We start from the raw sequence: 26605 nt of genomic DNA on the forward strand, positions 1-26605 counted from the left end.
CCCCGGAAGGGGAGACGCCCCGGCCCGTCCCGCGGTTCTGGTTCCGGGGCCCGCCGCGGCGGCGCCCCGGTCCCCGCAGGTCAGGAGTTGAGGTAGGTGAGCACCGCCAGCACCCGGCGGTGGTCCCCGACGCTCGGCGAGAGGCCCAGCTTCAGGAAGATGTTGCTCACGTGCTTCTCCACCGCGCCGTCGCTCACCACGAGCTGCTTGGCGATCGCCGAGTTGGTCCGCCCCTCGGCCATCAGGCCGAGGACCTCCCGCTCGCGCGGGGTCAGCCCCGCGAGCACGTCCTGCTTGCGGCTGCGCCCCAGCAACTGGGCCACCACCTCGGGGTCCAGGGCCGTACCGCCCCTGGCCACCCGTACGACGGCGTCCACGAACTCGCGCACCTCGGCGACGCGGTCCTTCAGCAGATAGCCGACCCCGGTGCTGGACCCGGCGAGCAGTTCGGTGGCGTACTGCTCCTCCACGTACTGCGACAGCACCAGCACCCCGATGCCGGGATGGTCCCTGCGCAGCCGCACCGCGGCCCGCACCCCCTCGTCGGTGTGCGTCGGCGGCATCCGCACGTCCGCCACCACCACGTCCGGCAGCTCCCCCTGCGCGGCGAGGTCCGCGACCGTCTTGACCAGCGCCTCCCCGTCACCGACCCCCGCGACCACGTCATGGCCGAGGTCGGTCAGCAACCGGGTCAGACCCTCCCGGAGCAGCACCGAGTCCTCGGCGATGACCACGCGCACCCTGTCTCCCACGACCACGTCTCTTCCTGCCCCCAGTAACCGGCGGACCGCACGCGCGATCCGTGTCGCGGACCGCACCTGCGACCCGTGTCGCGGACCGCACACGCGATCCGCTCAGGGGCCAGCATCCCAGCATCCGAACCGTCGTGCCCCCGTGTGCGCGCCCGCGCACGCACGAACCGGGCCCCCCGGACGGTTCCGGAGGGCCCGCGTCACGGGTCGGGGCTCAGCCCCGCCACGGCAGTTCGGCGGTGACGGTGGTCGGGCCGCCTGCCGGGGAGTCCACCACCAGAACCCCGTCCACGGCGTCCAGCCGCTCGCCCAGCCCGGCGAGACCCGAGCCGCGCGAGGCGTCCGCGCCGCCCCGCCCGTCGTCGGAGACCTGGAGCATCAGACGCCCGTCGGCGGCCCACACGTCGACCGAGGCACGGGTGGCCCGGGCGTGCTTGCTCACGTTCTGGAGCAGCTCCGAGACGGTGAAGTACGCGATGCCCTCGATCGCCGCCGCCGGGCGGGCCGGCAGGTCCACCTCCACCTGCACCGGCACCGTGCAGCGCGAGGCGATGGCGGACAGCGCCGCGTCCAGACCCCGGTCGGTGAGGACCGCCGGGTGGATGCCACGGGCCAGGTCGCGCAGCTCCTGAAGGGCGACCTTCACCTCGCCGTGCGCCTCGTCGACCATCCTCGCGGCGGCCTCCGGGTCCTCGGTCAGCTTCTCCTTCGCCAGCCCCAGGTCCATGGCCAGCGCCACCAGGCGCGCCTGCGCCCCGTCGTGCAGGTCGCGCTCGATACGGCGCAGGTCGGCGGCGGCGGTGTCCACGACCACGCCCCGGTCCGACTCCAGCTCGCTGACCCGGTGGTCCAGCGCGGACGCCCCGAGCAGCGCGGACACCGCGAACCGGTCCACGGACACCAGCGCCCGGGTCACCCACGGCGCGGCCAGCAGGACCACCAGGCCGACCGCGCTGGTCAGCAGCATGGCCACGGGCGCGTCGAGGCGGACCTCGTGGGACAGGTCGGTGTAGAGCAGGACGCCGCCGTCACCGGGGGCGGTCCAGGCGTACAGCGGATACGTGAACCCGGCCAGCCCGACGGACCAGAACACCGTCGCCACCACGAAGGAGAAGATCGCCCACGGCAGGTGCAGGAAGCCGTACAGCAGGTGCCGCCAGGACACGCCGGACTTCAGCACTGCCCCGATCCAGCCCATCACCCCCGGCTTGGCCCCGCGCGCCGGACGCGGCGGCGCCACGTCCAGGCCGAGCAGCGCCCGCGCCCGCTCCCGCTCCACCGCGCCGAGGCCGCGCATCGCCATCAGGCCGCCCGCCAGCAACGGGATGCCGATGAAGGTGACCAGCAGGCCGGCCCCGAGCGAGAGGGTGGTGGCCGCGAGGGAGAAGCCGACGAAGGCGAGCGGCAGGCCGACCAGTACGTAGGCCAGCTCCCGCCAGGCGCGGCCCTCGAACGGCGCACGCAGCACCGCCGGGACGCGGTGCCGCCGGGGCAGGTGTTCCCGGGTGCGGGGTGCGTAGTCCGTGGCCATGATTCGGGTCCGTTTCCTCAGGGGGCTCGTCGGCGGCGGGGCGCCGCGCGGGGGTTCCGGCGGGGTGCCGGGCGGGGAGTGCCGGTGGGGTGCCGGGCGGGCGGGGTCGTACCAAGACTGCACTGGCCGGGCGGGCGGAGCCGTGCCGGACGGTGCCTTCCCAGACTGCCCCCGCCCGGCGGTGCGGACCATGCGGTCAGTCACCGTCTCTTACGGGGGTTTTCCCTACCGGCACCGCCGGCACCGGCCCCCGCGCCGCTCCCGGCCGTGCGCGGCCGCCAGGGCAGCTCGGCCGTCACCGTGGTGCCCGCGCCGGGCGGCGAGTCCACCGTGAACAGCCCGTCCACCGCGCCCAGCCGCTCCGCGAGCCCGGACATCCCGGTGCCGCCGTCCAGCCGGGCCCCGCCGCGCCCGTCGTCCCGTACCTGGATCAGCAGCCGGGTACCCGACCGCCACACCTCCACCGTCGCCGTACGCGCCCCGCTGTGCTTGCTGACGTTCTGGAGCAGCTCCGAGACGGTGAAGTACGCGATGCCCTCGATGGCCTCCGCCGGCCGCTCGGCCAGCTCGGCGCTGACCTTCACCGGCACCGTGCAGCGCGAGGCGATCGCGGAGAGGGCGGCGTCCAGGCCCCGGTCGGTGAGCACCGCCGGATGGATGCCCCGGGCCAGGTCCCGCAGCTCCTGCAGAGCGAGCTTCACCTCGCCGTGCGCCTCGCCGACCATCAGCGCCGCCGCCTCCGGGTCCTCCAGCAGCTTCTCCTTGGCGAGCCCGAGCCCCATCGCGAGGGCCACCAGCCGGGCCTGCGCCCCGTCGTGCAGGTCGCGTTCGATGCGCCGCAGGTCGGCGGCGGCGGTGTCCACCACGACGCCCCGGTCCGATTCCAGCTCCGCGATACGCCGCTCCAGCTCACCGGAGGGGAACAGCAGCCCGCGCACCATCGTCCGGTCGACATTGGTCAGGCCCCGCACCACGAAGCCGAGCACCGGCCACAGCAGGAGGAGGCTCACCAGCGTCACCGCGAACGTCAGTACGCCCCACGGCAGCCGGACCACCGAGTACAGGATGCTCCGCCAGGCCACCGGGTCCTTCAGCGTCGACCACAGCCACGGGAAGAAGCCGTGCTGCGCGCGCGCCGCCCGCAGCGGACTCGGCTCCTCCACCCGCACCCCCAGCAGCGCGCGCGCCCGGGCCCGCTCCCAACGGCCGAGCCCGCGCGCGCCCGTCAGCCCGGCGGCCAGCAACGGCAGCCCGACCACCGTCACGGACAGCGCGACGCCGAAGGCGACGACGAGCACCGCGTACACGAAGCCCACCAGTGCCAGGGGGAGGTCGAGCAGCAGCTGCCCGACCTCCTTCCAGGTCTGCTTGCCGTACGCGAAGGCGGCGGGAGGCGGGAGCGGCGCGTCGGGAGGGGACGACGGGGGCGGCGGAGAGCCGGGCGGGTACGCACCGGGGCTGGCGGTCATGGCACAAGCCTGCCGGGTGCGGTCGCCCCGCCGCCATGGGGTGGGCGTGTCACCGGAGGTGGGGACAACCCCACCCCCCCCGCCGGGCCCGCTGGCTCGTACGCGACTGCTTACCAAGGGTTTACCAGGCCCTAGACTCCCGTGTCGTACAGATCGACGACGGACGGCGCCCCGAACGGCGGGAGCCGCGAGGCCAGGGAGCGAGGTTCGGGACGTGCCGGAACCGACCGTGCCGATCCAGGCGGCAACCCACCACGCGGCGGCGGCCGATCACGCGGCGGCAGCCGATCACGTGATGGCGGCCGACCACGTGATGACGGCCCACCACGCGGTGGTGGCCGATCACGCGGTGGTGGCCGCCTCCTACTTCCAGAGCTACTCGGTCGTCGGCCTGCTCGCCGTGATCGGCGTGCTCTTCGTCGCCGTGGCGTTCGGCGCGGGCCGCCTGCTGCGCCCGGTCGTGCCCACTCCCGAGAAGCTCCTGACGTACGAGTGCGGAGTCGACCCCGTCGGCGACGGCTGGGCGCACACTCAGGTCCGCTACTACGTCTACGCGTTCCTGTACGTGATCTTCGCCGTCGACGCGATCTTCCTCTTCCCGTGGGCGACGGTGTTCGCGGCGCCCGGATACGGCGCCACGACGCTGGTCGAGATGTTCGTCTTCCTCGGCTTCCTGGCCGTGGGTCTGCTGTACGCATACAAGAAGGGCGTCCTCGAATGGACGTGACCCCTGAGCCCCAGTCCGCCCCGGAGCCCCAGCCGCTCCCGGAACCGCGGCGCCTGGGAGTCCTCTCCCGCCTGGCCCCCGAGCCGATGAAGGTGGTCCTCAACTGGGGCCGCCGATACAGCCTCTGGGTCTTCAACTTCGGCCTGGCCTGCTGCGCCATCGAGTTCATCGCGGCTTCCATGGCCCGCCACGACTTCATCCGGCTCGGCGTGATCCCCTTCGCGCCGGGCCCGCGCCAGGCCGACCTGATGGTCGTCTCGGGCACGGTCACCGACAAGATGGCCCCGGCCGTCAAGCGCCTGTACGAGCAGATGCCGGAGCCCAAGTACGTCATCTCCTTCGGCGCCTGCTCCAACTGCGGCGGCCCCTACTGGGACTCGTACTCCGTCACCAAGGGCGTCGACCAGATCATCCCGGTGGACGTGTACGTCCCGGGCTGCCCGCCGCGCCCCGAGGCGCTCCTGCAGGGCATCCTCAAACTCCAGGAGAAGATCGCCCGCGAGTCCCTGGCGGACCGCTACGGGGACGCACCCGCCCGCCCGTCCGCCGCCTCCCTGCGCAGCGGCCTGCTTCCGCCTCCGCCCGCCCCGGGCACGGCCTCCCCCGGTACGGACACGGGGCCGTCCGCCTCCGGTACGGGAGCCACCGACGCGACCGGAGGCGGGGCCCGATGACGATCGCCCACGACGGCCTGCCCGAGAACGTCACCGAGGTCTTCGGCCCGGAGGCCCGCGCCGAGCGCGCGTACGACCTGCTGACGGTCGACGTGCCGCCCGGCGCCTGGATCTCCGCCCTCGAAACCGCCCGCACCGAGCTGGCCTGCACCTACTTCGACTGGCTGAGCGCGGTCGACGAACCCGGCACGGGCTTCCTCGTCTCCGCCCACCTCGTCTCCCTCGAAGGCCGTACGGTCCGCCGCCTGCTCGTGCGCACCACGGTCCCGCACTCCGCTCCCGCCCTGCCCACCGCGGTGGACGTCTTCGCGGGCGCGGCCTGGCACGAGCGCGAGACGCACGAGATGTTCGGCATCGACTTCACCGGCCACCCGCACCTGGCCCCGCTCCTGCTCCCGGACACCTTCGAGGGCCACCCCCTGCGCAAGGACTTCGTCCTGGCCGCCCGGGTGGCGAAGGCGTGGCCGGGCGCGAAGGAACCCGGCGAGTCCGAGCACGGCGGCCCCAAGCGCCGCCAGATGCTCCCCCCGGGCGTCCCCGACCCGAACGAATGGGGCCCCCTCAAGGGCCAGCTCCCGGCCGCTCCGGCCCGCCCGGCCCGCGCCCCCCGCACGGCAGGCGCAGCCCCGGCGACGGACCGCCCCGCCCGCCGCACCCGCACCGCGGGCGAGGGCTCGGCGTCGCAGGCCGAGGGTGCGGCTCCGGTCCGTCGCTCCCGCACCGCGGGTGAAGGCTCGGCGTCGCAGGCCGAGGGCGCGGCTCCGGTCCGTCGCACCCGCACCGCGGGTGAAGGCTCGGCGTCGCAGGCCGAGGGCGCGGCTCCGCTCCGCCGTTCCCGTTCGGCGAGCGAGGGCTCGGCCTCGCAGGCCGCGCCGGGGGAGACGTCCGCCGCTCCGGACACGCCCGAGGCCGCCCCGGCACGCCCGCCGCGCCGCACCCGCACCGCGAGCGAGGGCTCGGCGTCCCAGACCGCCCCCACGTCCCCCGACACCCCTGCGCTCCCCGCCGACCCCGTTGCCCCCGACGCCGCCGGCCCCCTCGCGCCCGACGCCGGCAGCCCCCTTGGGCGGCGGGGCCGCCCCCCGGGGGCGGAACGGGCGGGCAAGGGGGCGGCCCCCGGCGGAGCCGAACCCCCCGTCACCCCCCGGTCCGCCCCCGACCCCGCCTCCCCGCCCCGCCCCCCGGCGACCTCGGACGCCCCCTGGCACCACGCCCGCCCGGCCTTCGAGACCCCCGACCCGGGGCCCGGACCCGGGACCGAACCCGGTCCCGCGGCCGAAGAGGCCGCGCCGGACAGCCCCCCGGACACGGACGCCCCGAAAAGCCGCAACGCCCCCGACGACATCCCCGACGACCACACCCCCGACACCCCCGCCGGAGGCGATCCCGCGTGAACGACGTACTCGACGTCGCCCTCCGCCTGCTCCTCGTCTTCGTGCTGTTCCTGGTCCTGCCCCTCCTGGTCGGCCAGACCGAGCACAAGGTGATGGCCCACATGCAGGGCCGCCTCGGCCCCATGTACGCCGGCGGCTTCCACGGCTGGGCCCAGCTCGTCGCCGACGGCGTGAAGTTCGCGCAGAAGGAGGACGTCGTACCGGCCGGCGCCGACCGCCGCGTCTTCCAGCTCGCCCCCGCCGTCGCCCTCCTCCCGTACCTCCTGGTCCTGCTCGTCATCCCGGTCGGCCCGAGCGAGTCCGCCGTCGGCCAGCAGATCGACGCGGGCATCTTCTACGTACTGGCCGTCATGGGCGTCGGCGTGCTCGGCTCCCTGATGGCGGGCTGGGCGTCGGCGAACAAGTTCTCCCTGCTGGGCGGCCTGCGCACCGCCGCCCAGCTCCTCGCGTACGAACTCCCCATGCTGCTGGCCGCCGCCTCGGTGGCCATGGCGGCGGGCACGCTCTCCCTCCCCGGCATCCTCGACGCCTGGCAGTGGTGGTGGCTGCCCTGGCAGTTGATCGGCGCGTTCGTCTTCTTCACGGCGGGCCTCGCCGAGCTGCAACGGCCTCCCTTCGACGCCCCGATCGCCGATTCGGAGATCATCTTCGGCGCGTACACGGAGTACACGGGCCTGCGCTTCGCCCTGTTCCTGCTCGCCGAGTACGCCGGCATCGTGATCGTCTGCGGCCTCACCACCGTCCTCTTCCTCGGCGGCTGGCACGGCCCCTGGGGCGCCGACGGGCTCGGCTGGGTCTGGACCCTGCTCAAGACCGCTGTCCTGGCCTTCGTCGTCATCTGGCTCCGCGTCAGCTATCCCCGCCTGCGCGAGGACCAGCTCCAGAAGCTGTCCTGGACCGTGCTCATCCCGCTCGCACTCGCGCAGATCGCGCTCACCGGCATCGTGAAGGTGGCGATCCAGTAGCCATGGCTGAGAACCTCCCGCCCACCCGGCCCCGCATCCCCGGCAGCGGCCTGGCCAAGGGCCTGGCCGTCACCCTCCGCACGATGACGAAGAAGACCGTCACCGCGCAGTACCCCGAGACGCAGCCCGAACTCCCGCCCCGCACCCGCGGCGTGATCGGCCTCTTCGAGGAGAACTGCACGGTGTGCATGCTGTGCGCCCGCGAGTGCCCCGACTGGTGCATCTACATCGACTCCCACAAGGAGACGGTGCCGCCCGCCGCCCCCGGCGGCCGCGAGCGCAGCCGCAACGTCCTCGACCGCTTCGCCATCGACTTCTCGCTCTGCATGTACTGCGGGATCTGCATCGAGGTGTGCCCCTTCGACGCGCTCTTCTGGTCGCCGGAGTTCGAGTACGCGGAGACCGACATCCACGAACTCACCCACGAGCGCGACAAGCTCCGCGAGTGGATGTGGACGGTTCCGGAGCCGCCCGCCCTCGATCCCGGCGCGGAGGAACCCAAGGAGATCGCGGCCGCCCGCAAGGCCGCCGAAAAACTCGCCGCCGCCCAGCAGACGGAAACCGCGGCCCCGCAACGGGCCGATGCCACGCCGCGGGACCGCACGGAACAGGAAGGGCCGGCGTGATCCCCACGACTCCCACCCCCGACCCCGCCCTCACCCTCGCCGCCGCCGGCCCCGGCTTCCTCTCCCCGACCGGCGTCGAGATCGCCTTCCTCCTCGTCGGCCTGGTCACCCTCGGCGCGGCCGTCATCACCGTCACCACCAGGCAACTGGTGCACGCCGCCCTCTGGCTGGTCGTGGCCCTCGGCGGCCTCGCCGTCGAGTACCTGCTCCTCACCGCCGAGTTCATCGCCTGGGTCCAGGTCCTGATCTACGTCGGCTCGGTCGTCGTCCTCCTGCTCTTCGGCCTGATGCTCACCAGGGCCCCCATCGGCCGCTCCCCGGACGCCGACTCGGGCAACCGCCCCGTCGCCCTCGCGGTCGCCCTCGCAGCGGCAGCCGCCCTGGTCTGGGTGGTCGTCGACGCGTTCCGCACGACCTGGATCGACCTCGAAGGCCCCGCCCAGGGCGCCACCGAGGTCACCGGCGAGATCCTCTTCCAGCACTGGGTGCTGCCCTTCGAGGCCCTCTCGGTCCTGCTGCTGGCCGCCCTGGTCGGCGCCATCGTCCTCTCCCGCAAGCACCGGGCGGCGGCCGAAGCCGGGACCTCCGCCCCCGAGCCGACGAAGAAGACCTCCGCCCCCGAGCCGACGAAGAAGGAGCAGCGCTGATGCACCTCGCCTACCCGGCCGTCCTCGCCGCCCTCCTCTTCTGCGTCGGCCTCTACGGAGTCCTCGCCCGCCGCAACGCGATCCTGGTCCTGATGTCCGTCGAGCTGATGCTCAACGCCGTCAACCTCAACCTGGTCGCCTTCGACGTCTGGCTCCGCGACGCCCTGCACGGCGGCCAGGCCCTCACGCTCTTCACCATCGCCGTCGCCGCCGCCGAGATCGGCATCGGCCTGGCCATCGTCCTGATGGTCCATCGCAACCGCGGCACGTCGGACATCGACAGACTCCGCGACACCGCCGAAACCGCCGAGGCCGACGACCCCGACGAAGACGACACGGCCGAAAGCGACGCGGCCGACGACGCGACCCCCCACGCCCCGGCACCGAAGGCCCCGAAGGCAGCGGAGGCCGCCGCGTGACCACCACGACCCTCGCCGTCCTCGTCCCCCTCCTGCCGTTCCTCGGCGCGGTCGCGGGCCTGCTCCTGGGCCGGACCGCCCCCGGCTTCGTCCGCCCGCTGGCGATCCTCCCGACGCTCGCCGCGCTCGCCCTGGCGATCACCGTCGCCGTGCACCAGGGCGGCGGGAAGGCCGTCGACGCCGCCACCCGCCTCACCCCGACCGGCGGCGTCCCCATCGACCTGGCCCTGCACGTCGACGGCTTCGCCGCCCTGGTCGCCGTCCTGGTGACCGTCGTCGCGACCTGCGTCCAGGTCTACTCGACGGCCTACCTCCGCGACGACCCCCGCTACGCCTCCTACGCGGCCCTGGTCTCCCTCTTCACCTCCGCGATGCTGCTCGTCGTCTACTTCGGCGACCTGATGGTGCTGCTGGTCGGCTGGGAGATCATGGGCATCTGCTCGTACTTCCTGGTCGGCCACTACTGGGAGACGCCCCAGGCCCGCGCCGCCTCCCTCAAGGCCTTCCTGATCACCAAGCTCGGCGACGTCCCCTTCCTGTTCGGCCTCTTCGCGCTCGCCGCCGACGCGGGCACCTTCCGCATCACCGGCGTCCTCGACGCCGTCGCCACGGGCGGCCTCGACCACCCCACCCTCATCGCCCTCCTCCTCGTCGCGGGCGTCGCGGGCAAGTCCGCCCAGTTCCCCCTCCACACCTGGCTGCCGGACGCGATGGCGGGCCCCACGCCCGTCTCCGCGCTGATCCACGCCGCGACGATGGTCGCCGCCGGTGTCTACTTCGTGGCCCGCCTCCTGCCCGTCTTCGCGGCCTCCGCCGCCGCGATGACCGTGCTCGCCGTCATGGCCGCCGTCACGATGGTCGGCTCGGCCCTCGCCGCGCTGGCCCAGGACGACATCAAGCGGGTCCTGGCGTACTCGACGATCGGCCAGCTCGGCTACATGACCGGCGCCCTCGCCGTCGGCGACCGCGGGGCCGCCGTCTTCCACCTCCTGACGCACGGCGCCTTCAAGGCGCTCCTCTTCCTCGGCGCCGGCGTGATCATCCACGCGGCCGGCACCAACTCCCTGGCCGCCATGTCCCGCATGGGCGGCCTGCCCAAGCGCATCCCGGACGCCTACTGGACGATGACGATCGCGCTCCTCGCGCTCGCCGCCATCCCGCCGTTCGCGGGCTTCTTCTCCAAGGAAGCGGTCCTGGTCGCCGCCGAGCACACCGCCCTCGGCGACTCCGCCACCAGCCCCATCGGCGCGGGCTGGATCGTCCTGATCGCCGGACTGCTCACCGCCCTCCTCACCGCCGCCTACGCCACCCGCCTCTGGCTCCTCGCCTTCCGCGGCCACGGACCCGCCGCCCCCGCCCTTCCCCAAGCTCTCGACTCCGTTCGAGCGGGGGAGACCCCACCCAGGCAGCCGCTCGCCATGAGCGCCGTCCTGTGGGTGCTCGCTGTCCCCTCCCTCGCCCTCGGTCTCGCCGTCGGCCGACTCGCCGGCTGGTTCGACGTCACCTCCCTCGCCCCGACCGTCACCACCGCCGTCCTCTCCACCGGCGTCGCAGCGGTCGGCGGGATCATGACGTACGCCTCCTGGCGCGCCCTGCGCTACAAAGCCGGCACCAACGTCCCCCTCGGCGCGGTCGCCGCCCATCCCCAGGCCCTCGACCCCGTACGAGCAGGGGAGACCCCGCCCGACGCCGACCCCGCCGCCTCCGAGGTGGAGGCCATCGCCACCCATGAGGCCGTCTACGGCAGCGTCGCCTCGGCCCCCGACCCCGGCGACCCCGGCCGCCTCCTGCTCGGACCCCTGCACCGCCACGCCGCCACCGGCTTCCACCTGGACGCCCTCTACGCCGCCCTCTTCGTCCGCCCCGTGCGCGCCGGCGCCGAACTGGTCCGGTTCCTCGACCGCGAGGTCGTCGACACCTACGTCCGCGCCGCCGGCGCCCTCCCGCGTCTGCTCGGCACCGCCGTCCGCCGCGCCCAGACCGGCAACGTCCAGACCTACCTGGCCGCCCTGCTCGCCGGTTCCGTCGTCCTGGCGATCGCCGCCGTCCTCGTCGCCGCAGCCGGAGCGTGAGCCATGATCGGTATCAGTGAATCCGTGATGCAGTTCCTTCTGGCGTTGATCGTCCTCGGCCCGCTCGTCGGCGCCGTCGCCGCCCTCCTCCCGGCCCCGCCCGGGCTGCGGGGAAAGTCCCCGGACCAGGCCGTGCTCCGCCACGGCGTCGTCGTCACCGGCGCGGTCCTCGTCGCCGCGATCGTCCTCGCGCTCGCCTTCGACCACGACCAGCCCGCGAAGATGCAGGCCAACACGGACATCAGCTGGATCCCGGCGCTCGACGTCCGCATCCACCTCGGCATCGACGGCATCTCGCTCCCCCTCCTCCTCCTGACCGCGCTCCTGACCTTCCTCTGCGCGCTCCACAGCTGGTTCCATCCGCCCAAGGGCCCGTCCCCCAAGGCCTTCGTCGCGCTCCTCCTCGTCCTGGAGACCGGCACCCTCGCCACCTTCGCCGTCCTGGACCTGATCCTGTTCTTCCTGGCCTTCGAGACGGTCCTCGTCCCGATGTACTTCCTGATCGCCCGCTGGGGCGGCGCCCAACGGACCCGGGCGGCCGGGAAGTTCATCCTCTACACCCTGCTCGGCTCCGTCGTGATGCTGCTCGGCCTCCTCCTCATCGGCCTGAAGTCCGGCACGTTCGACATGGTGGCACTCGCCACTGACAACGGCCGTGGCCTCACCACATCCGTGCAGGTCACCGCAGTTCTGGCGATCGCCGTCGGCCTCGCCGTGAAGGCCCCGATGTGGCCCCTGCACAGCTGGCTCCCGGACGCCCACACCGCCGCCCCCACCGTCGGCTCGGTCCTGCTGGCCGGCGTCCTGCTGAAGATGGGCACGTACGGCTTCGTCCGCATCGCCCTGCCGATCGCCCCCGACGGCATGCACACCTTCGCGCCCTACCTCGCCGCGTTCGCCGTCGTCGGCATCCTCTACGGCTCCCTCGCCTGCCTCTCCCTGGCCCGCAAGGGCAACAAGGGCGACCTGAAACGCCTCATCGCCTACTCCTCCGTCGGCCACATGGGCTTCGTCCTCCTCGGCATCGCCTCCATGACCCCCACCGGCGTCAACGGCGCGCTCTTCGCCAACATCGCCCACGGCCTCATCACCGGCCTGCTCTTCTTCCTGGTCGGCGCCCTCAAGGACCGTTACGGCACCGCCGACCTCGACACCCTCGCCGGGGCCACCGGCGCCGCCCTCTACGGCCGCGCCCCCCGCCTCGGCGGCCTCCTCGCCTTCGCCGCCGTCGCCTCGCTCGGCCTGCCCGGACTCGCCGGGTTCTGGGGCGAGATGCTGACGATGTTCGGCGCGTTCGACCCCGCCGAGGGCCTCAGCCGCCCCGCCTTCCTCACCTTCATGGCCCTCGCCGGCCTCGGCACGCTGCTCACCGCCGCGTACCTCCTGGTCGTCGTCCGCCGCGTCTGCATGGGAGACCCGGGGGAGCGGCCCGCGGAAACCCCCGCCATCGCCGACGTCCGGCGCCACGAATACGCCACCTGGACCCCCCTCGTCGCCCTCACCGTCCTCGCCGGCCTCTGGCCCGCAGTCCTCCTCGGCCTGACCGACCCGGCCGTCCAGAAGCTCCTCGCAGGAGGCAAGTCGTGACCGTGGCCAGCCACGCCGTGACCCTGGCCGCGCAGGCCGCCGAACCCGTCCACGCGGCCGCCCCGGCCGCGAGCCTCGTCCAGTCCGTCGACTGGCTCGCCGTCGCCCCGCCCGTGGTGGCGGCCGTCGCCGCGCTCCTGGTCCTGGTCGCCGACCTGTTCGTACGAGAGGGCCGCAAGCACCTCCTGGGCGTCGGCGCCGTCGCGGGCCTCGTCGTGTCCCTGGCCGCCCTGCTGCCCCTGCGCGGCGCGACCCGCAAGACCTTCTGCCTGGTCACCGACACCACGGTGTGCAGCTACACGGTCGACCGGTTCGCCCTGGTCGTCCAGGCCCTGGTCCTCGCCGGCGCCCTGGTCGCCGCCCTCCTGTCCCTCACCCTCACCAAGGACGACGAGGACCTCCCCGCGGGCGAGTACTGGTTCCTGCTGCTGTCCTCCGCCGCCGGCGCGGCCCTCCTCCCGGCCGCCCGCGACCTCGCCACCCTCGTCGTCGCCCTCGAAGTCGCCTCGCTGCCCGCGTTCGCCCTCGTCGGCCTGCGCCGCGGCGACCGGCGCTCCTCCGAAGCGGCCCTGAAGTTCTTCCTGTCCTCCGTGACCGCGACCGCCGTGCTGCTCCTGGGCGTCAGCTTCGTGTACGCCGCGACCGGCAGCCTGCACCTCACCGAGATCGCCACCCGCCTCGACAACGTCCCCGCCCAGTTGGACACCCTCGCGCAGGCGGGCGTCGCCCTCACCCTCGTCGGCTTCGCCTTCAAGACGGCGGCCGCGCCCTTCCACTTCTGGGTGCCCGACACCTACGTCGGCGCGCCCCTGCCCGTCGCCGCCTACCTCTCCGTCACCGGAAAGGCGGTCGGCTTCTCCGGGCTCGTCCTGGTCACCGTCGTCGCGTTCCCCTCGTACGCCGACGTGTGGGGCCCGGCGCTCGCCGTCCTCGCCGCCCTGACGATGACCGTCGGCAACGTGGCCGCCCTGCGCCAGAGCGCCGCCCGCGCGCGCGGCGCCGTCCGCCTCCTCGCCTGGTCCTCCGTCGGCCAGGCCGGCTACCTGCTGGTGCCGATCGCCGCCGCCGCGTACACCAGCGACGTCCAGATCGGCTCCACCGTCGCGTACGCCCTGATGTACGCCGTCGTGAACCTCGGCGCCTTCGCCGTCGTCGCCCTCGTCTCCCGTACGCGGCCGGGCGGCCGCCTCACCGACTACCGCGGCCTGTACGCCCGCAGCCCCCTCGCGGCCCTCGCCCTCGCCTTCTTCCTGCTCTGCCTGGCCGGGCTGCCGCCGGGGATCATCGGGCTCGTGGCGAAGGTCACCGTCTTCGCGTCGGCCGTCGACGCCGGCCTGGCCTGGCTGGCCGTCGTCATGGCCGTCAACGTCGTGATCGCGCTCGCCTACTACCTCCGCTGGACCGCCCTCCTCTTCCGCCCGGCGCCTCCCGAGGCGCCGGCACCCGAGGAGGCGCCGGCACCCGAGGAGGCGCCGGCACCCCAGGAGGCGCGAGCGCGCCGGGCGCTCCCCGCCCCCCTCGGCACCGCGATCGTCCTCACCCTGGTCGCCGCCGTCACCCTCTCCGGCGCCCCCCAGCTGATCCTCGACGTGCTCACCGGCTCGCTCTTCCAGTAGGCGGGTACGGCCCGTTCCCCGGACGGCCCAACCCGCTGACCGGTGCACAAGGGAACTAGTGACCCCCGCCTGGCGTTGACCAGTGAGGAAGGGTCCACTGAACGTGGAAGCACCACCCGGTCAGGAGTTCCCCTGCCGCACCACTTGGAGGGCGCACCGTGCACCGCCGGCACAACGGGTTGAAGACAGCCGTACTCCTCGGGGGCCTGTCCGCGCTGATCCTCGTCATCGGCAGCTTCTTCGGCCGTACGGGACTGCTCGTCGCGCTCCTCGTCGCGCTCGGCACCAACGCGTACGCGTACTGGAACAGCGACAAGCTGGCCCTGCGCGCCATGCGCGCCCGCCCGGTCAGCGAGTTCGAGGCCCCCGAGCTCTACCGCATGGTCCGCGAGCTCTCCACGGCCGCCCGCCAGCCCATGCCCCGCCTCTACATCTCGCCGACCCAGGCCCCCAACGCCTTCGCCACCGGCCGCAACCCGCGCAACGCCGCGGTGTGCTGCACCGAAGGCATCCTCCAGATCCTGACCGAACGCGAACTGCGCGGCGTCATCGGGCACGAGCTCAGCCACGTCTACAACCGGGACATCCTGATCTCCTCCGTCGCCGGGGCCCTCGCCTCGGTCGTGATGTTCCTGGTCAACTTCGCCTGGCTGATCCCCGTCGGCAGGTCCAACGACGACGAGGGCCCCGGCGTCTTCGGCATGCTGCTGATCATGATCCTGGGCCCGCTGGCCGCCTCGATCATCCAGCTCGCCGTCAGCCGCTCCCGCGAGTACGAGGCGGACGCCTCCGGCGCGCAGCTCACCGGCGACCCGCTCGCCCTCGCGAGCGCATTGCGCAAGCTGGACGCGGGTACGAAGCAACTGCCGCTGCCCCCCGAACCCCGGATCGAGACCGCGAGCCACATGATGATCGCGAACCCGTTCCGCCCCGGCGAGGGCGCGGCGAAGCTCTTCTCCACTCACCCGCCCATGGCGGAACGCATCGCCCGACTCGAACAGATGGCAGGCCACCGACCGTGAAGACACTCCTCAACCTCATATGGCTGGTCCTGAGCGGCTTCTGGCTCTTCCTGGGGTACCTGCTCGCGGGCCTCCTGCTCTGCGTCACCGTCATCGGCATCCCCTTCGGCCTGGCCGCCTTCCGGATCGGCGTCTACGCCCTGTGGCCCTTCGGGCAGACCGTCGTGGAGCGCCGCGACGCGGGCAGCCCCTCCTGCGTCGGCAACGTCCTGTGGCTCGTCCTGGCGGGCTGGTGGCTGGCGCTCGGCCACGTCGTCACCGGCATCGCGCTGTGCGTCACGATCATCGGCATCCCGTTCGGCATCGCCAACTTCAAGCTGATCCCGGTGTCCCTGCTGCCCCTCGGCAAGGAGATCGTCCCCACCGACCAGCCCTTCGCCGCCCGCTGACCCCGCCGCCCCGGCCGACCCCGGCTGACCTGGCAACCTTCCCGGCACGCGACGCGTCCTCCCGTACGAGAGCGGCCACCGGCGCCACCACGCCGCCCGTCCGCACCACACGGCACACCGCACCCACGGGGGGACCCTCATGAGCATCCTCGGCTGGATCGTCCTCGGCCTGATCGCCGGCGTCATCGCCAAGGTCCTGCTGCCCGGCCGCGACCCCGGCGGGCTGGTCGGCACCACGCTGATCGGCATCGCGGGCGCGTTCATCGGCGGCTGGATCTCCACCCGGTTCCTGGACCGCGAGATCGCCAACCAGTTCTACGACGGCCCGACCTGGATCGCGGCCGTCGGCGGCTCGCTGGTCCTGCTCATCGCGTACCGCATCCTCTTCGGCCACTCCCGCTCACGCCGTTAGCCCCGTCACCCGCAGGGTGACGTTCAGCCGTCCGGCGGCCAGTCCGGTCGCCGGATCGCCCGTCCCCGGCAGCACCTTCGGCACCCCGTGGTACGCGAACCGCGACGGCCCCCCGAAGACGAAGAGGTCCCCCGACCGCAACTCCACGTCCGTGTAAGGGCGTCCCCGCCCCTGCGGATTGCCGAACCGGAACACGCAGCGGTCGCCGATGCTGAACGACACCACCGGCGCCGACGACCGCTCCTCCCGGTCCTGGTGCATCCCCATCCGGGCGTCGCCGTCGTAGAAGTTCACCAGCCCGGCGTCCGGCGCGTACCCGGCGCCGGCCCGCTCGTCCCCGTACGCGTCCGCCACCGCCCGGCGCCCCAGGTCGCCCAGCCACTCGGGGAACTCCGCCACCCCCGCGCCGTTCACGTCGTCCGCCGTGCGCGAGTAGCGGTACGGCTGCCAGTGCCACCCGAGACCCACCGACCGCACCGACATCACCCCGCCGCCGGGCAGCCGCGTGTGCCGCAGCGGCACCGGCCCGGTGGCCCACGCCCGGCACGCCGCCACCAGCCTCCGCTGCTCCGCCGGCGACAGCCACCCCGGAACGTGCACCGCCCCCGGCGCCACCTCCGCCCGCTCCCGGGGCAGCTCGAACAGCTCGCTCACCGCGCCGGACCGCGGGTGCCGTGGGCGCCGTGGGCGTGGAGTTCCAGCTCCAGCAGCAGCCGCTTGCGCTCCAGTCCGCCCGCGTACCCCACCAGCGCCCCGCCCGCCCCCACGATCCGGTGGCACGGCCGCACCACCAGCAGCGGATTGCGTCCGATGGCCGTCCCCACCGCCCGGACCGCCGCCCTGGACGCCCCGATCGACTCGGCGACCTTCCCGTACGAGGTGGTCTCCCCGTACGGGACGCCCTCCACCGCCCCCCACACCCGGCGCTGGAACTCCGTACCCCCGCCGTCCGCGTACGCGAGCTCGAACCGCGTCAGCTCCCCGGCGAAGTACGCCTTCAACTGCGCCGCCGCCTCCCCGAACAGCTCCGGCGCCCGCCGCCACCCGTCCCGGACGACGGCCCCGCCCTTCTGCCCGGGCACCGACAGCGACCGCAGCGCTACCCCGCCGGGCGCCGTGGCGGACTCCTCGCCCACGACCAGCAGTTCGCCCAGCGGGCTGTCGAGGGTCGCGTACACCGTGGTCACGCTCATGACCCCATCCTCTCCGCGCAGTGCTCACCACGCTTCTCGCGTCCGAGTCTGCGCCCGTGCCCGCACCCGGGGCTGGCGGAATTCGGACATGACGCTGCCGCCGGGCACGCGAAGGGGGCGGGAGCCGGCCCGAAGCCGCCCACCGCCCCCGTCCGAAGGCCCGCGTGCCGTGTCAGAGGCTCAGCGGTAGTTCACGAACTGGATCGCGAAGTCCAGGTCCTTGCCCTTGAGCAGCGCCTGCACGGCCTGCAGGTCGTCCCGGCTCTTGGAGGTGACCCGCAGCTCGTCGCCCTGCACCTGCGCCTTGACGCCCTTGGGGCCCTCGTCGCGGATGATCTTGGCGACCTTCTTGGCGTTGTCCTGCGAGATCCCCTCCTCGATGGAGGCGAAGATCTTGTACTCCTTGCCGGACAGCTGCGGCTCGCCCGCGTCCAGCGACTTCAGCGAGATGCCGCGCTTGACCAGCTTGGTCTCGAAGATGTCGAGGATCGCCTTGACGCGCTCCTCGCCGTTGGCCTGCATCAGGATCTTCTCGCCGGACCAGGAGATGGAGGCGTCCGTGTTCTTGAAGTCGTAACGCTGCGAGATCTCCTTGGCGGCCTGGTTGAGGGCGTTGTCGACCTCCTGCCGCTCGACCTTCGAGACGATGTCGAAACTGGAGTCGGCCATGTCCTGTGGCTCCTTGCATGTGGGTGACGGGTGGGTGCCGGATACGGCGCGGGTGCGGCGCAATCCCTTCGGCGTACGCCGCAAAGCCTAGCCACCCGGACCGGCGGCGGGCGCGGATCAACCGGGTGGCGGAGCACCCCCGGCCATCAGGTATTGTTTACGTCGTCCCCAGGGAAAAGCGCCGCGAGGCGAAGATCCCCAGGTGACACCCCATGGCGGTGTGCCCGAGTGGCCAATGGGAACGGACTGTAAATCCGTCGGCTTAGCCTACCCAGGTTCGAATCCTGGCGCCGCCACAGAAGAAGGCCCCCGAGCAGCGGAAACGCTGACCGGGGGCCTTCGGGTTTCCCGGCTGCGACGGCTCCGGCGCGGCAGGCGCCGATGCGGCGGACCCCGGCGCGGCCGGAACCCGTGCCGCTAGCCGTCCGCGAGGCGGAACGCCAGCCGCGTCTGCCACTTGCCCGGGTCCGGCTCGACCCGGGGATCGGTCAGGAACGTCTCCGTCCGGCCCACCCAGTGCTCGCCGTCCCCGGTCCTCGTCATGTCCCACTCCAGGCCCCGCGCGCCCGCCCAGGCGATCAGCTCCCGCGTGACGCCGGTCAGCTCGTCCGGGTGGCCGACGTGCGTCAGCGTCGCGTACCGCCCCGCCGGGAGGGCGTCCGCCCGCACATCCCCCTCCGGCTCCGGTGCGACCGCCACCGGCACCCCCGCCTCGACCTCCAACTCCCCGTCCGCGCCGATCACGTTGTACCGGAAGAACGGGCCGCCGCCCGGTTCGGTTCCCCGCGCCGCCAGCCAGTCGAAGAGCTCCGGGATCCGGTCGGCGACCGGGGCGAAGTGGTCCGCCCGCACCCGCGCCCGGATGCCCACGTAGGGCTGCTCGCCGCGTTCCACGATCTCCGGTTCGTACCGCATGGCACTCCTCAAATCCGTTGTCCTGCATGGCTGTTGACGGCCGCCCCCGCGCCGGGTGCGGCCGTCACGAGGGACGACTGCGCGGCGGCGCCGAACTCGTCGGTCCCGCCGCGCGGTTGGGCCCCGTCAGTTGCCCGCCACGTCCTTCACCGCCACCGACACCGGCACGCTCCCGCCGATGAGCTCCAGCGTCAGCCCCGCCGTCGACGGCGTCTCCAGCAGCTCCGCCAGCACGGCCGCCACGTCGTCGCGCGCCACCGGCCCGCGCCCCGTCGAGGCGCCCAGCTTCACCAGTCCGGTGCCCGCGTCGTCCGTCAACTGCCCGGGCCTCAGGATCGTCCAGTCCAGGCCGCTGCGCGCCCGTAGGTCCGCGTCCGCCGCGCCCTTGGCGCGCAGGTACACGTCGAAGACCTCGTCGCCGGGGTGCTCGGGATCGGCGCCCATCGAGGACACCAGCACGAAGCGGCGCACCCCGGCCCGCTCCGCCGCCTCCGCGAACGTGACCGCGGCGTCCCGGTCGACGGTGTTCTTGCGGCCGGCCCCGCTGCCCGGACCCGCCCCCGCCGCGAAGACCGCCGCCGTGGCCCCCTCCAGGGCGGCCGCGACCTCCGCCACGGACGCCGACTCCAGGTCGAGGACGACCGGTTCGGCCCCCGCCGACCGCAGGTCCTCGGCCTGCTTCCGGTCGCGGATGATCCCCGCGACCTCGCCTCCGCGCGCGGCGAGCAGACGCTCCAGCCGCAGTGCGATGTGACCATGTCCACCAGCGATGACAGTGCGCATGCCCTCGACCGTACGCCCGCGGGCCCGCCGCCGCCGAGAACGCCGCACACACCCCGCGAACGGGTGGCTCCCCGGCCCCGCCGGACGCCGCGCGGGCCCCGCCCCCCCCCACCGGCGGGGCCCCGCGCGCCCCGGGCCCTCAGGGACCCGCCTCCGGCCTCCCCTGGCGCGGCAGTCCGCACTCCGCGGCGCCCGCCGCGTCCCCGTACTCGCGCACCGCGCTGGTGCGCGCCACGATCCGTCCCCGGTGCACCACGACCCTGCCGTACGCCAGCGACAGCGCCCCCGCGAGGCGCTCGCCCCGCACCGCCACCAGCTCCGCCGGGAACCCCGCCTCCAGCCGCACCTCGGGCAGCCCCATCGTCTCCCGCGCCGTCGCCGCCACCGTGTCGTACGCGTCCGGCGCGCGCATCCCGCTCTGCGACGCCAGCAGGTACGCCGCCTCCAGCGGATCGCCGCGCCCCACCGGGTTCGCCAGGTCCCGCAGCGCCCCGCTGCCCGCCGCGAGCCGCACCCCGGCCGCCCGCAGCAGCCGGACCGGAGCCACCCCGCGCGCCTCCACGCCCCCGCAGCCGCCCTGCGGCTGGCACACCACGCCCACCCCGGCCGCGGCCAGTTGGTCGGCCGCCCGCGTCGCCACCTGGAGGGGCAGCCGCGCCAGCCCTCCGCACGGACCCACCACCACCCCCGGCCGCAGCCCGCCCGCCATCGCCGCCAGCCGCGCGAGGCGCGCCGGATCGTCACCCCCGGTGTGCAGGTCCACCGGGCACCCGTGCTCGGCCGCCACCTCCAGCACCCGCTCCACGTAGCCCGCCGGATCGGGGTCCAGGTCCGGGCAGCCGCCCACCACCGAGGCGCCCATCTTCACCGCGTCCCGCAGCATCGCCAGGCCGTCCGCCCCGGCCACCCCCGTCAGCAGCCGCGGCACCGCCACCGCCGACAGGTCCACCAGGCCGCGCAGCGCCCGCCGGGCCCGGAGCACCGCCTCCATCGGCCCGAGCCCCTGCACGCCGCCGATCCGCACGTGCGAGCGCAGCGCCGTCGCCCCGTGCCCGAGCTGGAGCAGCGCCGCCCGGGTGGTGCGCCGCTGCACGTCCTGCCGCGTGTACGAGACGGGGCCGCCCCCGTCGGCGGTCAGGGCGGTGTCGCTGTGCGCGTGCGGCTCCGCCGGCGCCGGCAGCAGCAGGAAGCCCGAGAGGTCGATCCGGGCGGCGGTCCGCGCCGGGAGGCTGCCCGCCGTGCCGACCGCCTCGATGCGTCCCTCGCTGATCCGTACGTCCACCGTGCGCCCGTCGGTGAGCCGGGCCCCGCTCAGCAGCAGGGCCCCGGTGCGCTCCGCGCCGCCCGCGCCGGCGCCGGCGCTCGGACCGGAGCTCCCCGGGCGGCGGGACGGCTGCGGCTGGCTGTCGGACATCGCGCTCCTGGCGGGGGCTCGGGCGGAGAGGGGCGCGTCGGCGCGGGGCGGCCGGCGCCCGGGATCACGCGGCGTCCGACCGAGCCTAGGGGCCCGCCCGCGGGGCTTCGAGGAGGTGCGGATTAGTCGTACCGCAGTGACCTCCGGTGGCCTACGCGACGGGTGGCGGCGACCCGTCCGGGAAGGCTCCGGAGAGGACCTCCGATATGGATTTGGGGGATCGGCGCAGACCCGTGTAATGTCTTCATCGCTCGCCCCAATAGCTCAGTCGGTAGAGCGTCTCCATGGTAAGGAGAAGGTCTGCGGTTCGATTCCGCATTGGGGCTCTGGTGTTCGGAGATCCTCCCCCTCGGGGGAGGTGATCCAGACATCAAAGCGGTGTAGCTCAGTCGGTAGAGCAAGCGGCTCATAATCGCTGTGTCACCGGTTCAAGTCCGGTCACCGCTACGCGCAGTAGCCGATTGTAGGGTCGGTCCTCCGATCGGCTACTCTTTTTTGCGTTCATCCGTACATCCGTCCGTCCAAGGAGCACTCACGTGGCTGCCACCGACGTCCGCCCGAAGATCACGCTGGCCTGCGTGGAGTGCAAGGAGCGGAACTACATCACCAAGAAGAACCGGCGTAACAACCCGGACCGCATGGAGATGAAGAAGCACTGCCCGCGTTGCAACTCGCACACGGCGCACCGCGAAACGCGCTAAGCACAGGCTCGTACCCGAGGCCGTCCCCGAAATCACCGGGGGCGGCCTCGTGTCGTATGTCACCGCGTTTCGCCTCGGTCATGTCGCTCACGTCGGTCACGACGTTTTCACCAGTCACAGGAGGTACGAGTTCCATGGCGCTCGACCAGTCCTTCGTGGGGCGGTCCTATCCGCCCGCCTCGGCGTACGAGGTCGGCCGGGAGAAGATCCGCGAGTTCGCCGAGGCCGTCGGCGACGGCAATCCCGCGTACACGGATCAGGAGGCGGCCAAGGCGCTCGGCCACCCCGATGTGATCGCCCCGCCGACTTTCGTCTTCGCGATCACCTTCAAGGCCGCCGGTCTCGTCATCGAGGACCCGCAGTTGGGCCTGGACTACAGCCGGGTGGTGCACGGCGACCAGAAGTTCGCCTACACCCGCCCGGTGCGCGCGGGGGACCGGCTGTCCGTCACCTCGACCATCGAGGCGATCAAGTCGATGGCCGGGAACGACATCCTGGACATCCGCGGCGAGGTCCACGACGAGAGCGGTGAGCACGTCGTGACCGCCTGGACGAAGCTGGTGGCGCGTGCCGCCGCCGAGGAGGCGTGAGATGACTGCCACGATCGCTTACGCGGACGTCGAGGTCGGCACCGAGCTGCCCGCCGGGTCCTTCCCCGTGACTCGCGCCACACTCGTGCGGTACGCGGGCGCCTCCGGGGACTTCAACCCGATCCACTGGAACGAGAAGTTCGCGGTCGAGGTCGGTCTCCCCGACGTCATCGCGCACGGCATGTTCACCATGGCCGAGGCGATCCGCGTGGTCACCGACTGGGCCGGGGACCCGGCCGCCGTCGTCGAGTACGGGGTGCGCTTCACCAGGCCCGTGGTCGTCCCCAACGACGACGAGGGCGCCCTGATCGAGGTCACCGGCAAGGTCGCCGCCCTCCTGGACGACAACCGGGTCCGGGTGGACCTCGTCGCCACGAGCGCCGGCCAGAAGGTGCTGGGCATGTCCCGCGCCGTGGTCCGGCTCGCCTGAGCAGCGGTACGGAACGCGAGGGGCGGCCTCCCGGGGCCGCCCCTCGCGCGTTGCCCGGCCGGGAGCCCCCGGCCGCTCTCGTAGGCTGGACCCCGTGCAGGAACTCCACGATGCCCCCCTCGCCCCCCTGACCACCTTCCGCCTCGGCGGCCCCGCGGCCTGCCTGGTCACGGCCACCACCGACGACGAGGTGGTCGCCGCCGTCCGCGAGGCCGACGCCGCCGGCACCCCGCTGCTGGTGATCGGCGGCGGCAGCAACCTGGTCATCGGCGACAAGGGCTTCGACGGCACCGCCCTGCGCGTCGCCACCCGCGGCTTCTCCCTCGACGGCACGAAGCTGGAGCTGGCCGCCGGGGAGGTCTGGACGGACGCCGTCGCCCGCACCGTCGCGGCGGGCCTCGCGGGCATCGAGTGCCTCGCCGGAATCCCCGGCTCCGCCGGCGCCACCCCGATCCAGAACGTCGGGGCGTACGGCCAGGACGTCTCCAGCACCCTCACCGAGGTCGACGCCTACGACCGCCGCACCGGCGAGCGCGTCACCCTCACCAACGCCGAGTGCGCCTTCTCGTACCGCCACAGCCGGTTCAAGGAGGACCCGGAGCGCTATGTGGTGCTGCGGGTGCGCTTCGAGCTGGAGGACGCGGGCGGCCTGTCCGCGCCGGTCAAGTACCCGGAGACCGCGCGCACGCTGGGCGTGGCTGCGGGGGACCGGGTGCCCGCCGCCGTCGTGCGCGAGACCGTGCTCGCCCTGCGCGCGGGCAAGGGCATGGTGCTGGACCCGGAGGACCACGACACCTGGTCGGCGGGCTCCTTCTTCACCAACCCGATCCTGGACGACGCCCGGTTCGCGGCCTTCCTCGCCCGCGTCCACGACCGGCTCGGCCCCGACACCGCCCCGCCCGCCTTCCCGGCGGGGGAGGGGCTCACCAAGACCTCCGCGGCCTGGCTCATCGACCGCGCAGGCTTCACCAAGGGGTACGGACAGGGGCCCGCCCGCATCTCCACCAAGCACGCCCTCGCCCTCACCAACCGGGGCGACGCCACCACCGAGGACCTCCTGGCGCTCGCCCGCGAGGTCGTCGCCGGGGTCCGCGACGCGTTCGGCGTGACCCTCGTCAACGAGCCCGTGACGGTCAACTGCGCCCTGTAGCGGCCGGATCAGTACGCCACCCCGACGCCCTGCCGCACCGTCGCCGGGTCCGCCAGCACCGCCAGCATCGCGTGCGCCACGTCGGCCCGCGCGATGGTGCGGCCGCTGCGCGGGGTGCCGCCGACGACCGTGCGGTACTTCCCGGTCAGCCGCCCGTCCAGCAGCCTGGGCGGGCGCACGGAGGTCCAGTCGGCGGCCGAGCGGGACAACTCGTCCTCCATGGCCGCCAGATCGACGTACACGGGCTTCAGGGCCGCGCTCACCAGCTTTCCTACCAGCCGGTCGACGAACGGCTGCCGGTCCGCCGAAGGGCCGACCGGGGCCGCGCTCACCACCACGAGCCGCCGGACGCCCTCGGCCTCCATCGCGCCCAGCACCGTACGGGTGAGCCGGGTCGTGATCCCCGCGTCCTTGCGACCGCGCGCACCCAGACCCGAGAGCACCGCGTCCCGCCCGGCCACCGCCTCCCGCACCCCCTCGGGGCCGGCCAGGTCCGACCGGAAGACGGTCAGCCCCGCACCGGTGGCGGAGAGCCGGGCCGGGTCGCGCACCACCGCCGTCACCTCGTGCCCCGCGGCCAGCGCCTGCCGGACGATCTCCTTCCCGACCCCGCCGGTGGCACCGAACACCGTGAGCTTCATCGCACGACCTCCTCGGGTGGGTGAGCATTCACTCACCAAGCGTCTAAAGTGGGTGAGCATTCACTCACCGCGGGTCCAGAGTGGGTGAGCATTCACTCACCCGTCAACCCCCGCCGACCCACCCCGGAGCCCCCGTGCAGAAGCCCACCCGCGAGCGCATCCTCGACGCCGCTCACGACCTGATGCGCACCCTCGGCCTCTCCCGCACCACCACCAAGGAGATCGCCCGCGCCGCCGGCTGCTCGGAGGCGGCCCTCTACAAGCACTTCGCGGGCAAGGAGGACCTCTTCGTCGCCGTCCTCCGCGAACGCCTGCCCCGGCTCGCCCCCCTGCTGCACCGTCTCCTCGCCGACCCCGGCGCCCGCACCGTCGAGCAGAACCTCACCGAGATCGCCCGCCAGGCCGTGCTCTTCTACGCCGAGAGCTTCCCGATCGCCGCCTCGCTCTACGCCGAGACCAAGCTCAAGGCCCGCCACGACACCGCCATGCGGGACCTGGGCACCGGACCCCACGTGCCCATCGAGAGCCTGGACGCCTATCTGCGCCTCGAACGCGGCACCGGCCGCCTCGCACCCGACGCCGACACCTTCGCGGCCGCCTCGCTCCTCCTCGGCGCCTGCGCCCAGCGCGCCTTCGCCTACGACGCGGACGGCACCACCGGCAAGCGCCCCCCGCAGGACGTCGAGACCTTCGCCGCCTCCCTCGCCCGCACCCTGCTCGCCGGCATCGCCGGCTAGCTCAGTCCGCCAGCCACGCGTCGATCCCGCTCAGCAGCTTGTCCCGCACGTCCACCGGCGCGGCCGACCCGCGCACCGACTGCCGGGCCAGCTCGGCCAGTTCGGCGTCCGTGAACCCGTGGTGCTCCCGTGCCAGCTCGTACTGCGCCGCGAGCCGCGACCCGAACAGCAGCGGGTCGTCCGCCCCCAGCGCCATCGGCACCCCGGCGTCGTACAAGGTCCGCAGCGGCACGTCCTCGGGCTTCTCGTACACCCCGAGCGCCACGTTCGACGCCGGGCACACCTCGCAGGTGACGCCCCGCTCCGCGAGCCGCTTCAGCAGCCGCGGGTCCTCCGCCGCCCGCACGCCGTGCCCGATCCGCGAGGCGTGCAGGTCGTCCAGGCAGTCCCGGACGGACGCGGGACCCGTCAGCTCGCCCCCGTGCGGCGCGGCGAGCAGCCCGCCCTCGCGCGCGATCGCGAAGGCCCGGTCGAAGTCCCGCGCCATCCCCCGGCGCTCGTCGTTGGAGAGCCCGAAGCCGACGATCCCGCGATCGGCGTACCGCACCGCCAGCCGCGCCAGCGTGCGCGCGTCCAGCGGATGCTTCATCCGGTTCGCCGCGACCAGCACCCGCATCCCGAGCCCGGTCTCCCGGGAGGCGCTGTCGACCGCGTCCAGGATGATCTCCAGCGCCGGGATCAGCCCGCCGAGCAGCGGTGCGTACGACGTCGGATCGACCTGGATCTCCAGCCACCCGGAACCGTCCCGGACGTCCTCCTCGGCGGCCTCGCGCACCAGCCGTCGGATGTCCTCCGGCGTCCGCAGGCAGGACCGCGCCGCGTCGTACAGCCGCTGGAAGCGGAACCAGCCCCGCTCGTCGGTCGCCCGCAGCTTCGGCGGCTCGCCGCTGGTCAGCGCCTCGGGAAGGTGCACCCCGTGGCGGTCGGCCAGGTCCAGCAGGGTCGAGGGCCGCATCGAGCCGGTGAAGTGCAGATGCAGATGGGCCTTGGGGAGCAGAGTCAGATCGCGTACACGTGGCGGGTTCGGGGGGGTCCCCCCTGATCGGAGGTGCATCCCAGGATCTTGCCGCACGGGCGACG

General features: G+C 73.5%; 29 protein-coding genes and 3 tRNA genes. 21 read left to right on the forward strand and 11 right to left on the reverse strand.

What is annotated here, in order from left to right:
- Positions 1 to 80: 80 nt before the first annotated feature.
- The 3 genes from ACZ56L_RS29740 to ACZ56L_RS29750 all read right to left on the reverse strand — a co-directional run bounded on the left by ACZ56L_RS29740 (position 81) and on the right by ACZ56L_RS29750 (position 3752).
- A complete protein-coding gene (locus ACZ56L_RS29740) occupies positions 81 to 740 on the reverse strand; it encodes a response regulator transcription factor (protein ID WP_189821375.1) in 660 nt (219 codons plus the stop codon).
- 226 nt (positions 741 to 966) lie between these two features.
- A complete protein-coding gene (locus tag ACZ56L_RS29745) occupies positions 967 to 2283 on the reverse strand; it encodes a sensor histidine kinase (protein WP_345228987.1) in 1317 nt (438 codons plus the stop codon).
- 200 nt (positions 2284 to 2483) lie between these two features.
- The gene (locus ACZ56L_RS29750; protein WP_471067446.1) at positions 2484 to 3752 is read right to left on the reverse strand and encodes a sensor histidine kinase; all 1269 of its coding nucleotides are present in this window, start codon (positions 3750 to 3752) and stop codon (positions 2484 to 2486) included.
- Between the two features lie 313 nt (positions 3753 to 4065).
- Between ACZ56L_RS29750 and ACZ56L_RS29755 the strand changes: the two genes are divergently transcribed.
- The 13 genes from ACZ56L_RS29755 to ACZ56L_RS29815 all read left to right on the forward strand — a co-directional run bounded on the left by ACZ56L_RS29755 (position 4066) and on the right by ACZ56L_RS29815 (position 16302).
- On the forward strand, positions 4066 to 4479 hold the full coding sequence (locus tag ACZ56L_RS29755; protein WP_471067561.1) for an NADH-quinone oxidoreductase subunit A: 414 nt from the start codon (positions 4066 to 4068) through the stop codon (positions 4477 to 4479).
- A complete protein-coding gene (locus tag ACZ56L_RS29760; protein WP_471067448.1) occupies positions 4470 to 5153 on the forward strand; it encodes an NADH-quinone oxidoreductase subunit B in 684 nt (227 codons plus the stop codon). The genes ACZ56L_RS29755 and ACZ56L_RS29760 overlap by 10 nt, the downstream gene beginning before the upstream one ends.
- The gene (locus ACZ56L_RS29765; protein ID WP_471067450.1) at positions 5150 to 6547 is read left to right on the forward strand and encodes an NADH-quinone oxidoreductase subunit C; all 1398 of its coding nucleotides are present in this window, start codon (positions 5150 to 5152) and stop codon (positions 6545 to 6547) included. Before ACZ56L_RS29760 ends, ACZ56L_RS29765 begins: the two co-directional genes overlap by 4 nt.
- Entirely contained in the window at positions 6544 to 7512 is a 969-nt protein-coding gene (locus tag ACZ56L_RS29770) for a complex I subunit 1/NuoH family protein (RefSeq protein ID WP_345228983.1), read from the forward strand. The genes ACZ56L_RS29765 and ACZ56L_RS29770 overlap by 4 nt, the downstream gene beginning before the upstream one ends.
- A 2-nt stretch (positions 7513 to 7514) precedes the next feature.
- Positions 7515 to 8138: a NuoI/complex I 23 kDa subunit family protein gene (locus tag ACZ56L_RS29775; RefSeq protein ID WP_471067452.1), complete on the forward strand. Its 624-nt coding sequence runs from the start codon at positions 7515 to 7517 to the stop codon at positions 8136 to 8138.
- Positions 8135 to 8785, forward strand: a complete 651-nt coding sequence (locus ACZ56L_RS29780; protein WP_471067454.1) for an NADH-quinone oxidoreductase subunit J family protein — start codon at positions 8135 to 8137, stop codon at positions 8783 to 8785. Before ACZ56L_RS29775 ends, ACZ56L_RS29780 begins: the two co-directional genes overlap by 4 nt.
- Positions 8785 to 9204: an NADH-quinone oxidoreductase subunit NuoK gene (gene nuoK, locus ACZ56L_RS29785; RefSeq protein ID WP_468686385.1), complete on the forward strand. Its 420-nt coding sequence runs from the start codon at positions 8785 to 8787 to the stop codon at positions 9202 to 9204. The genes ACZ56L_RS29780 and nuoK overlap by 1 nt, the downstream gene beginning before the upstream one ends.
- Complete coding sequence (locus ACZ56L_RS29790; RefSeq protein ID WP_471067457.1) at positions 9201 to 11276, forward strand: NADH-quinone oxidoreductase subunit 5 family protein; 2076 nt, start codon at positions 9201 to 9203, stop codon at positions 11274 to 11276. Before nuoK ends, ACZ56L_RS29790 begins: the two co-directional genes overlap by 4 nt.
- A 3-nt stretch (positions 11277 to 11279) precedes the next feature.
- Entirely contained in the window at positions 11280 to 12863 is a 1584-nt protein-coding gene (locus ACZ56L_RS29795; protein WP_471067460.1) for a complex I subunit 4 family protein, read from the forward strand.
- A gap of 17 nt (positions 12864 to 12880) precedes the next feature.
- A complete protein-coding gene (locus ACZ56L_RS29800; protein WP_471067564.1) occupies positions 12881 to 14479 on the forward strand; it encodes an NADH-quinone oxidoreductase subunit N in 1599 nt (532 codons plus the stop codon).
- 158 nt (positions 14480 to 14637) lie between these two features.
- A complete protein-coding gene (htpX, locus tag ACZ56L_RS29805) occupies positions 14638 to 15501 on the forward strand; it encodes a zinc metalloprotease HtpX (protein ID WP_345228977.1) in 864 nt (287 codons plus the stop codon).
- On the forward strand, positions 15498 to 15890 hold the full coding sequence (locus tag ACZ56L_RS29810; RefSeq protein ID WP_401756810.1) for a YccF domain-containing protein: 393 nt from the start codon (positions 15498 to 15500) through the stop codon (positions 15888 to 15890). The genes htpX and ACZ56L_RS29810 overlap by 4 nt, the downstream gene beginning before the upstream one ends.
- A 139-nt stretch (positions 15891 to 16029) precedes the next feature.
- Complete coding sequence (locus tag ACZ56L_RS29815; protein WP_345228975.1) at positions 16030 to 16302, forward strand: GlsB/YeaQ/YmgE family stress response membrane protein; 273 nt, start codon at positions 16030 to 16032, stop codon at positions 16300 to 16302.
- Here ACZ56L_RS29815 and ACZ56L_RS29820 read toward each other — a convergent pair.
- From ACZ56L_RS29820 to ACZ56L_RS29830, 3 genes are all read right to left on the reverse strand, one after another.
- Positions 16291 to 16956, reverse strand: a complete 666-nt coding sequence (locus tag ACZ56L_RS29820) for an alpha-ketoglutarate-dependent dioxygenase AlkB family protein (protein ID WP_468686388.1) — start codon at positions 16954 to 16956, stop codon at positions 16291 to 16293. The two genes, ACZ56L_RS29815 and ACZ56L_RS29820, sit on opposite strands and share 12 nt — an antisense overlap.
- Entirely contained in the window at positions 16953 to 17495 is a 543-nt protein-coding gene (locus ACZ56L_RS29825) for a methylated-DNA--[protein]-cysteine S-methyltransferase (RefSeq protein ID WP_471067465.1), read from the reverse strand. Before ACZ56L_RS29825 ends, ACZ56L_RS29820 begins: the two co-directional genes overlap by 4 nt.
- 180 nt (positions 17496 to 17675) lie before the next feature.
- Positions 17676 to 18164, reverse strand: coding sequence for a YajQ family cyclic di-GMP-binding protein (locus tag ACZ56L_RS29830; RefSeq protein WP_189821138.1), 489 nt, complete (start codon positions 18162 to 18164; stop codon positions 17676 to 17678).
- Between the two features lie 214 nt (positions 18165 to 18378).
- On the opposite strand from ACZ56L_RS29830, the gene ACZ56L_RS29835 reads away from it, so the two are divergent.
- Positions 18379 to 18460: transfer RNA gene (locus tag ACZ56L_RS29835), tRNA-Tyr, on the forward strand.
- Positions 18461 to 18581: 121 nt separating this feature from the next.
- On the opposite strand, the gene ACZ56L_RS29840 is transcribed toward ACZ56L_RS29835, so the two are convergent.
- The 3 genes from ACZ56L_RS29840 to ACZ56L_RS29850 form a co-directional block, all read right to left on the reverse strand.
- Entirely contained in the window at positions 18582 to 19079 is a 498-nt protein-coding gene (locus ACZ56L_RS29840) for a GyrI-like domain-containing protein (protein WP_345228972.1), read from the reverse strand.
- A 126-nt stretch (positions 19080 to 19205) separates the two neighbouring features.
- A complete protein-coding gene (locus ACZ56L_RS29845; protein ID WP_345228971.1) occupies positions 19206 to 19862 on the reverse strand; it encodes an SDR family oxidoreductase in 657 nt (218 codons plus the stop codon).
- Between the two features lie 139 nt (positions 19863 to 20001).
- Positions 20002 to 21276: an amidohydrolase family protein gene (locus tag ACZ56L_RS29850; RefSeq protein ID WP_471067469.1), complete on the reverse strand. Its 1275-nt coding sequence runs from the start codon at positions 21274 to 21276 to the stop codon at positions 20002 to 20004.
- Positions 21277 to 21529: 253 nt separating this feature from the next.
- Between ACZ56L_RS29850 and ACZ56L_RS29855 the strand changes: the two genes are divergently transcribed.
- The 6 genes from ACZ56L_RS29855 to ACZ56L_RS29880 all read left to right on the forward strand — a co-directional run bounded on the left by ACZ56L_RS29855 (position 21530) and on the right by ACZ56L_RS29880 (position 24147).
- Positions 21530 to 21602 (forward strand) — tRNA-Thr (locus ACZ56L_RS29855).
- A 48-nt stretch (positions 21603 to 21650) separates the two neighbouring features.
- A tRNA-Met gene (locus ACZ56L_RS29860) sits at positions 21651 to 21723 on the forward strand.
- 89 nt (positions 21724 to 21812) lie between these two features.
- Positions 21813 to 21977 (forward strand): 50S ribosomal protein L33, encoded by a 165-nt coding sequence (rpmG, locus tag ACZ56L_RS29865; RefSeq protein WP_007265873.1) that lies wholly within the window; start codon positions 21813 to 21815, stop codon positions 21975 to 21977.
- A gap of 134 nt (positions 21978 to 22111) precedes the next feature.
- Positions 22112 to 22567 carry an FAS1-like dehydratase domain-containing protein gene (locus ACZ56L_RS29870; RefSeq protein ID WP_401756802.1) on the forward strand — a complete coding sequence of 152 codons (456 nt, stop codon included), beginning with the start codon at positions 22112 to 22114 and terminating at the stop codon, positions 22565 to 22567.
- A 1-nt stretch (position 22568) separates the two neighbouring features.
- A complete protein-coding gene (locus ACZ56L_RS29875) occupies positions 22569 to 22997 on the forward strand; it encodes a MaoC family dehydratase (RefSeq protein ID WP_468686391.1) in 429 nt (142 codons plus the stop codon).
- 94 nt (positions 22998 to 23091) lie between these two features.
- Complete coding sequence (locus tag ACZ56L_RS29880; protein ID WP_471067473.1) at positions 23092 to 24147, forward strand: UDP-N-acetylmuramate dehydrogenase; 1056 nt, start codon at positions 23092 to 23094, stop codon at positions 24145 to 24147.
- 8 nt (positions 24148 to 24155) lie between these two features.
- Here ACZ56L_RS29880 and ACZ56L_RS29885 read toward each other — a convergent pair whose 3' ends face one another.
- Positions 24156 to 24788 carry an NAD(P)-dependent oxidoreductase gene (locus ACZ56L_RS29885; protein ID WP_471067476.1) on the reverse strand — a complete coding sequence of 211 codons (633 nt, stop codon included), beginning with the start codon at positions 24786 to 24788 and terminating at the stop codon, positions 24156 to 24158.
- Positions 24789 to 24922: 134 nt separating this feature from the next.
- Here ACZ56L_RS29885 and ACZ56L_RS29890 point away from each other — a divergent pair, with 134 nt between their 5' ends.
- Positions 24923 to 25525: a TetR/AcrR family transcriptional regulator gene (locus ACZ56L_RS29890; protein WP_471067479.1), complete on the forward strand. Its 603-nt coding sequence runs from the start codon at positions 24923 to 24925 to the stop codon at positions 25523 to 25525.
- A gap of 1 nt (position 25526) precedes the next feature.
- Here ACZ56L_RS29890 and ACZ56L_RS29895 read toward each other — a convergent pair whose 3' ends face one another.
- On the reverse strand, positions 25527 to 26579 hold the full coding sequence (locus ACZ56L_RS29895) for an adenosine deaminase (RefSeq protein ID WP_345228965.1): 1053 nt from the start codon (positions 26577 to 26579) through the stop codon (positions 25527 to 25529).
- Positions 26580 to 26605 lie beyond the last annotated feature (26 nt).

Source organism: Streptomyces sp. NPDC039736, from assembly GCF_055596485.1.

What these genes read in the sequence shown, in the direction of transcription:
- ACZ56L_RS29845 (WP_345228971.1), bottom strand. Translation starts at nt 19,862, where the DNA reads ATGCGCACTGTCATCGCTGGTGGACATGGTCACATCGCACTGCGGCTG.
- ACZ56L_RS29795 (WP_471067460.1), top strand. Translation starts at nt 11,280, where the DNA reads ATGATCGGTATCAGTGAATCCGTGATGCAGTTCCTTCTGGCGTTGATC.
- ACZ56L_RS29755 (WP_471067561.1), top strand. Translation starts at nt 4,066, where the DNA reads ATGACGGCCCACCACGCGGTGGTGGCCGATCACGCGGTGGTGGCCGCC.
- ACZ56L_RS29830 (WP_189821138.1), bottom strand. Translation starts at nt 18,164, where the DNA reads ATGGCCGACTCCAGTTTCGACATCGTCTCGAAGGTCGAGCGGCAGGAG.
- ACZ56L_RS29850 (WP_471067469.1), bottom strand. Translation starts at nt 21,276, where the DNA reads ATGTCCGACAGCCAGCCGCAGCCGTCCCGCCGCCCGGGGAGCTCCGGT.
- ACZ56L_RS29895 (WP_345228965.1), bottom strand. Translation starts at nt 26,579, where the DNA reads ATGCACCTCCGATCAGGGGGGACCCCCCCGAACCCGCCACGTGTACGC.
- ACZ56L_RS29885 (WP_471067476.1), bottom strand. Translation starts at nt 24,788, where the DNA reads ATGAAGCTCACGGTGTTCGGTGCCACCGGCGGGGTCGGGAAGGAGATC.
- ACZ56L_RS29870 (WP_401756802.1), top strand. Translation starts at nt 22,112, where the DNA reads ATGGCGCTCGACCAGTCCTTCGTGGGGCGGTCCTATCCGCCCGCCTCG.
- ACZ56L_RS29775 (WP_471067452.1), top strand. Translation starts at nt 7,515, where the DNA reads ATGGCTGAGAACCTCCCGCCCACCCGGCCCCGCATCCCCGGCAGCGGC.
- ACZ56L_RS29750 (WP_471067446.1), bottom strand. Translation starts at nt 3,752, where the DNA reads ATGACCGCCAGCCCCGGTGCGTACCCGCCCGGCTCTCCGCCGCCCCCG.
- ACZ56L_RS29840 (WP_345228972.1), bottom strand. Translation starts at nt 19,079, where the DNA reads ATGCGGTACGAACCGGAGATCGTGGAACGCGGCGAGCAGCCCTACGTG.
- ACZ56L_RS29815 (WP_345228975.1), top strand. Translation starts at nt 16,030, where the DNA reads ATGAGCATCCTCGGCTGGATCGTCCTCGGCCTGATCGCCGGCGTCATC.
- ACZ56L_RS29745 (WP_345228987.1), bottom strand. Translation starts at nt 2,283, where the DNA reads ATGGCCACGGACTACGCACCCCGCACCCGGGAACACCTGCCCCGGCGG.
- ACZ56L_RS29760 (WP_471067448.1), top strand. Translation starts at nt 4,470, where the DNA reads ATGGACGTGACCCCTGAGCCCCAGTCCGCCCCGGAGCCCCAGCCGCTC.
- nuoK (WP_468686385.1), top strand. Translation starts at nt 8,785, where the DNA reads ATGCACCTCGCCTACCCGGCCGTCCTCGCCGCCCTCCTCTTCTGCGTC.
- ACZ56L_RS29875 (WP_468686391.1), top strand. Translation starts at nt 22,569, where the DNA reads ATGACTGCCACGATCGCTTACGCGGACGTCGAGGTCGGCACCGAGCTG.
- ACZ56L_RS29765 (WP_471067450.1), top strand. Translation starts at nt 5,150, where the DNA reads ATGACGATCGCCCACGACGGCCTGCCCGAGAACGTCACCGAGGTCTTC.
- ACZ56L_RS29825 (WP_471067465.1), bottom strand. Translation starts at nt 17,495, where the DNA reads ATGAGCGTGACCACGGTGTACGCGACCCTCGACAGCCCGCTGGGCGAA.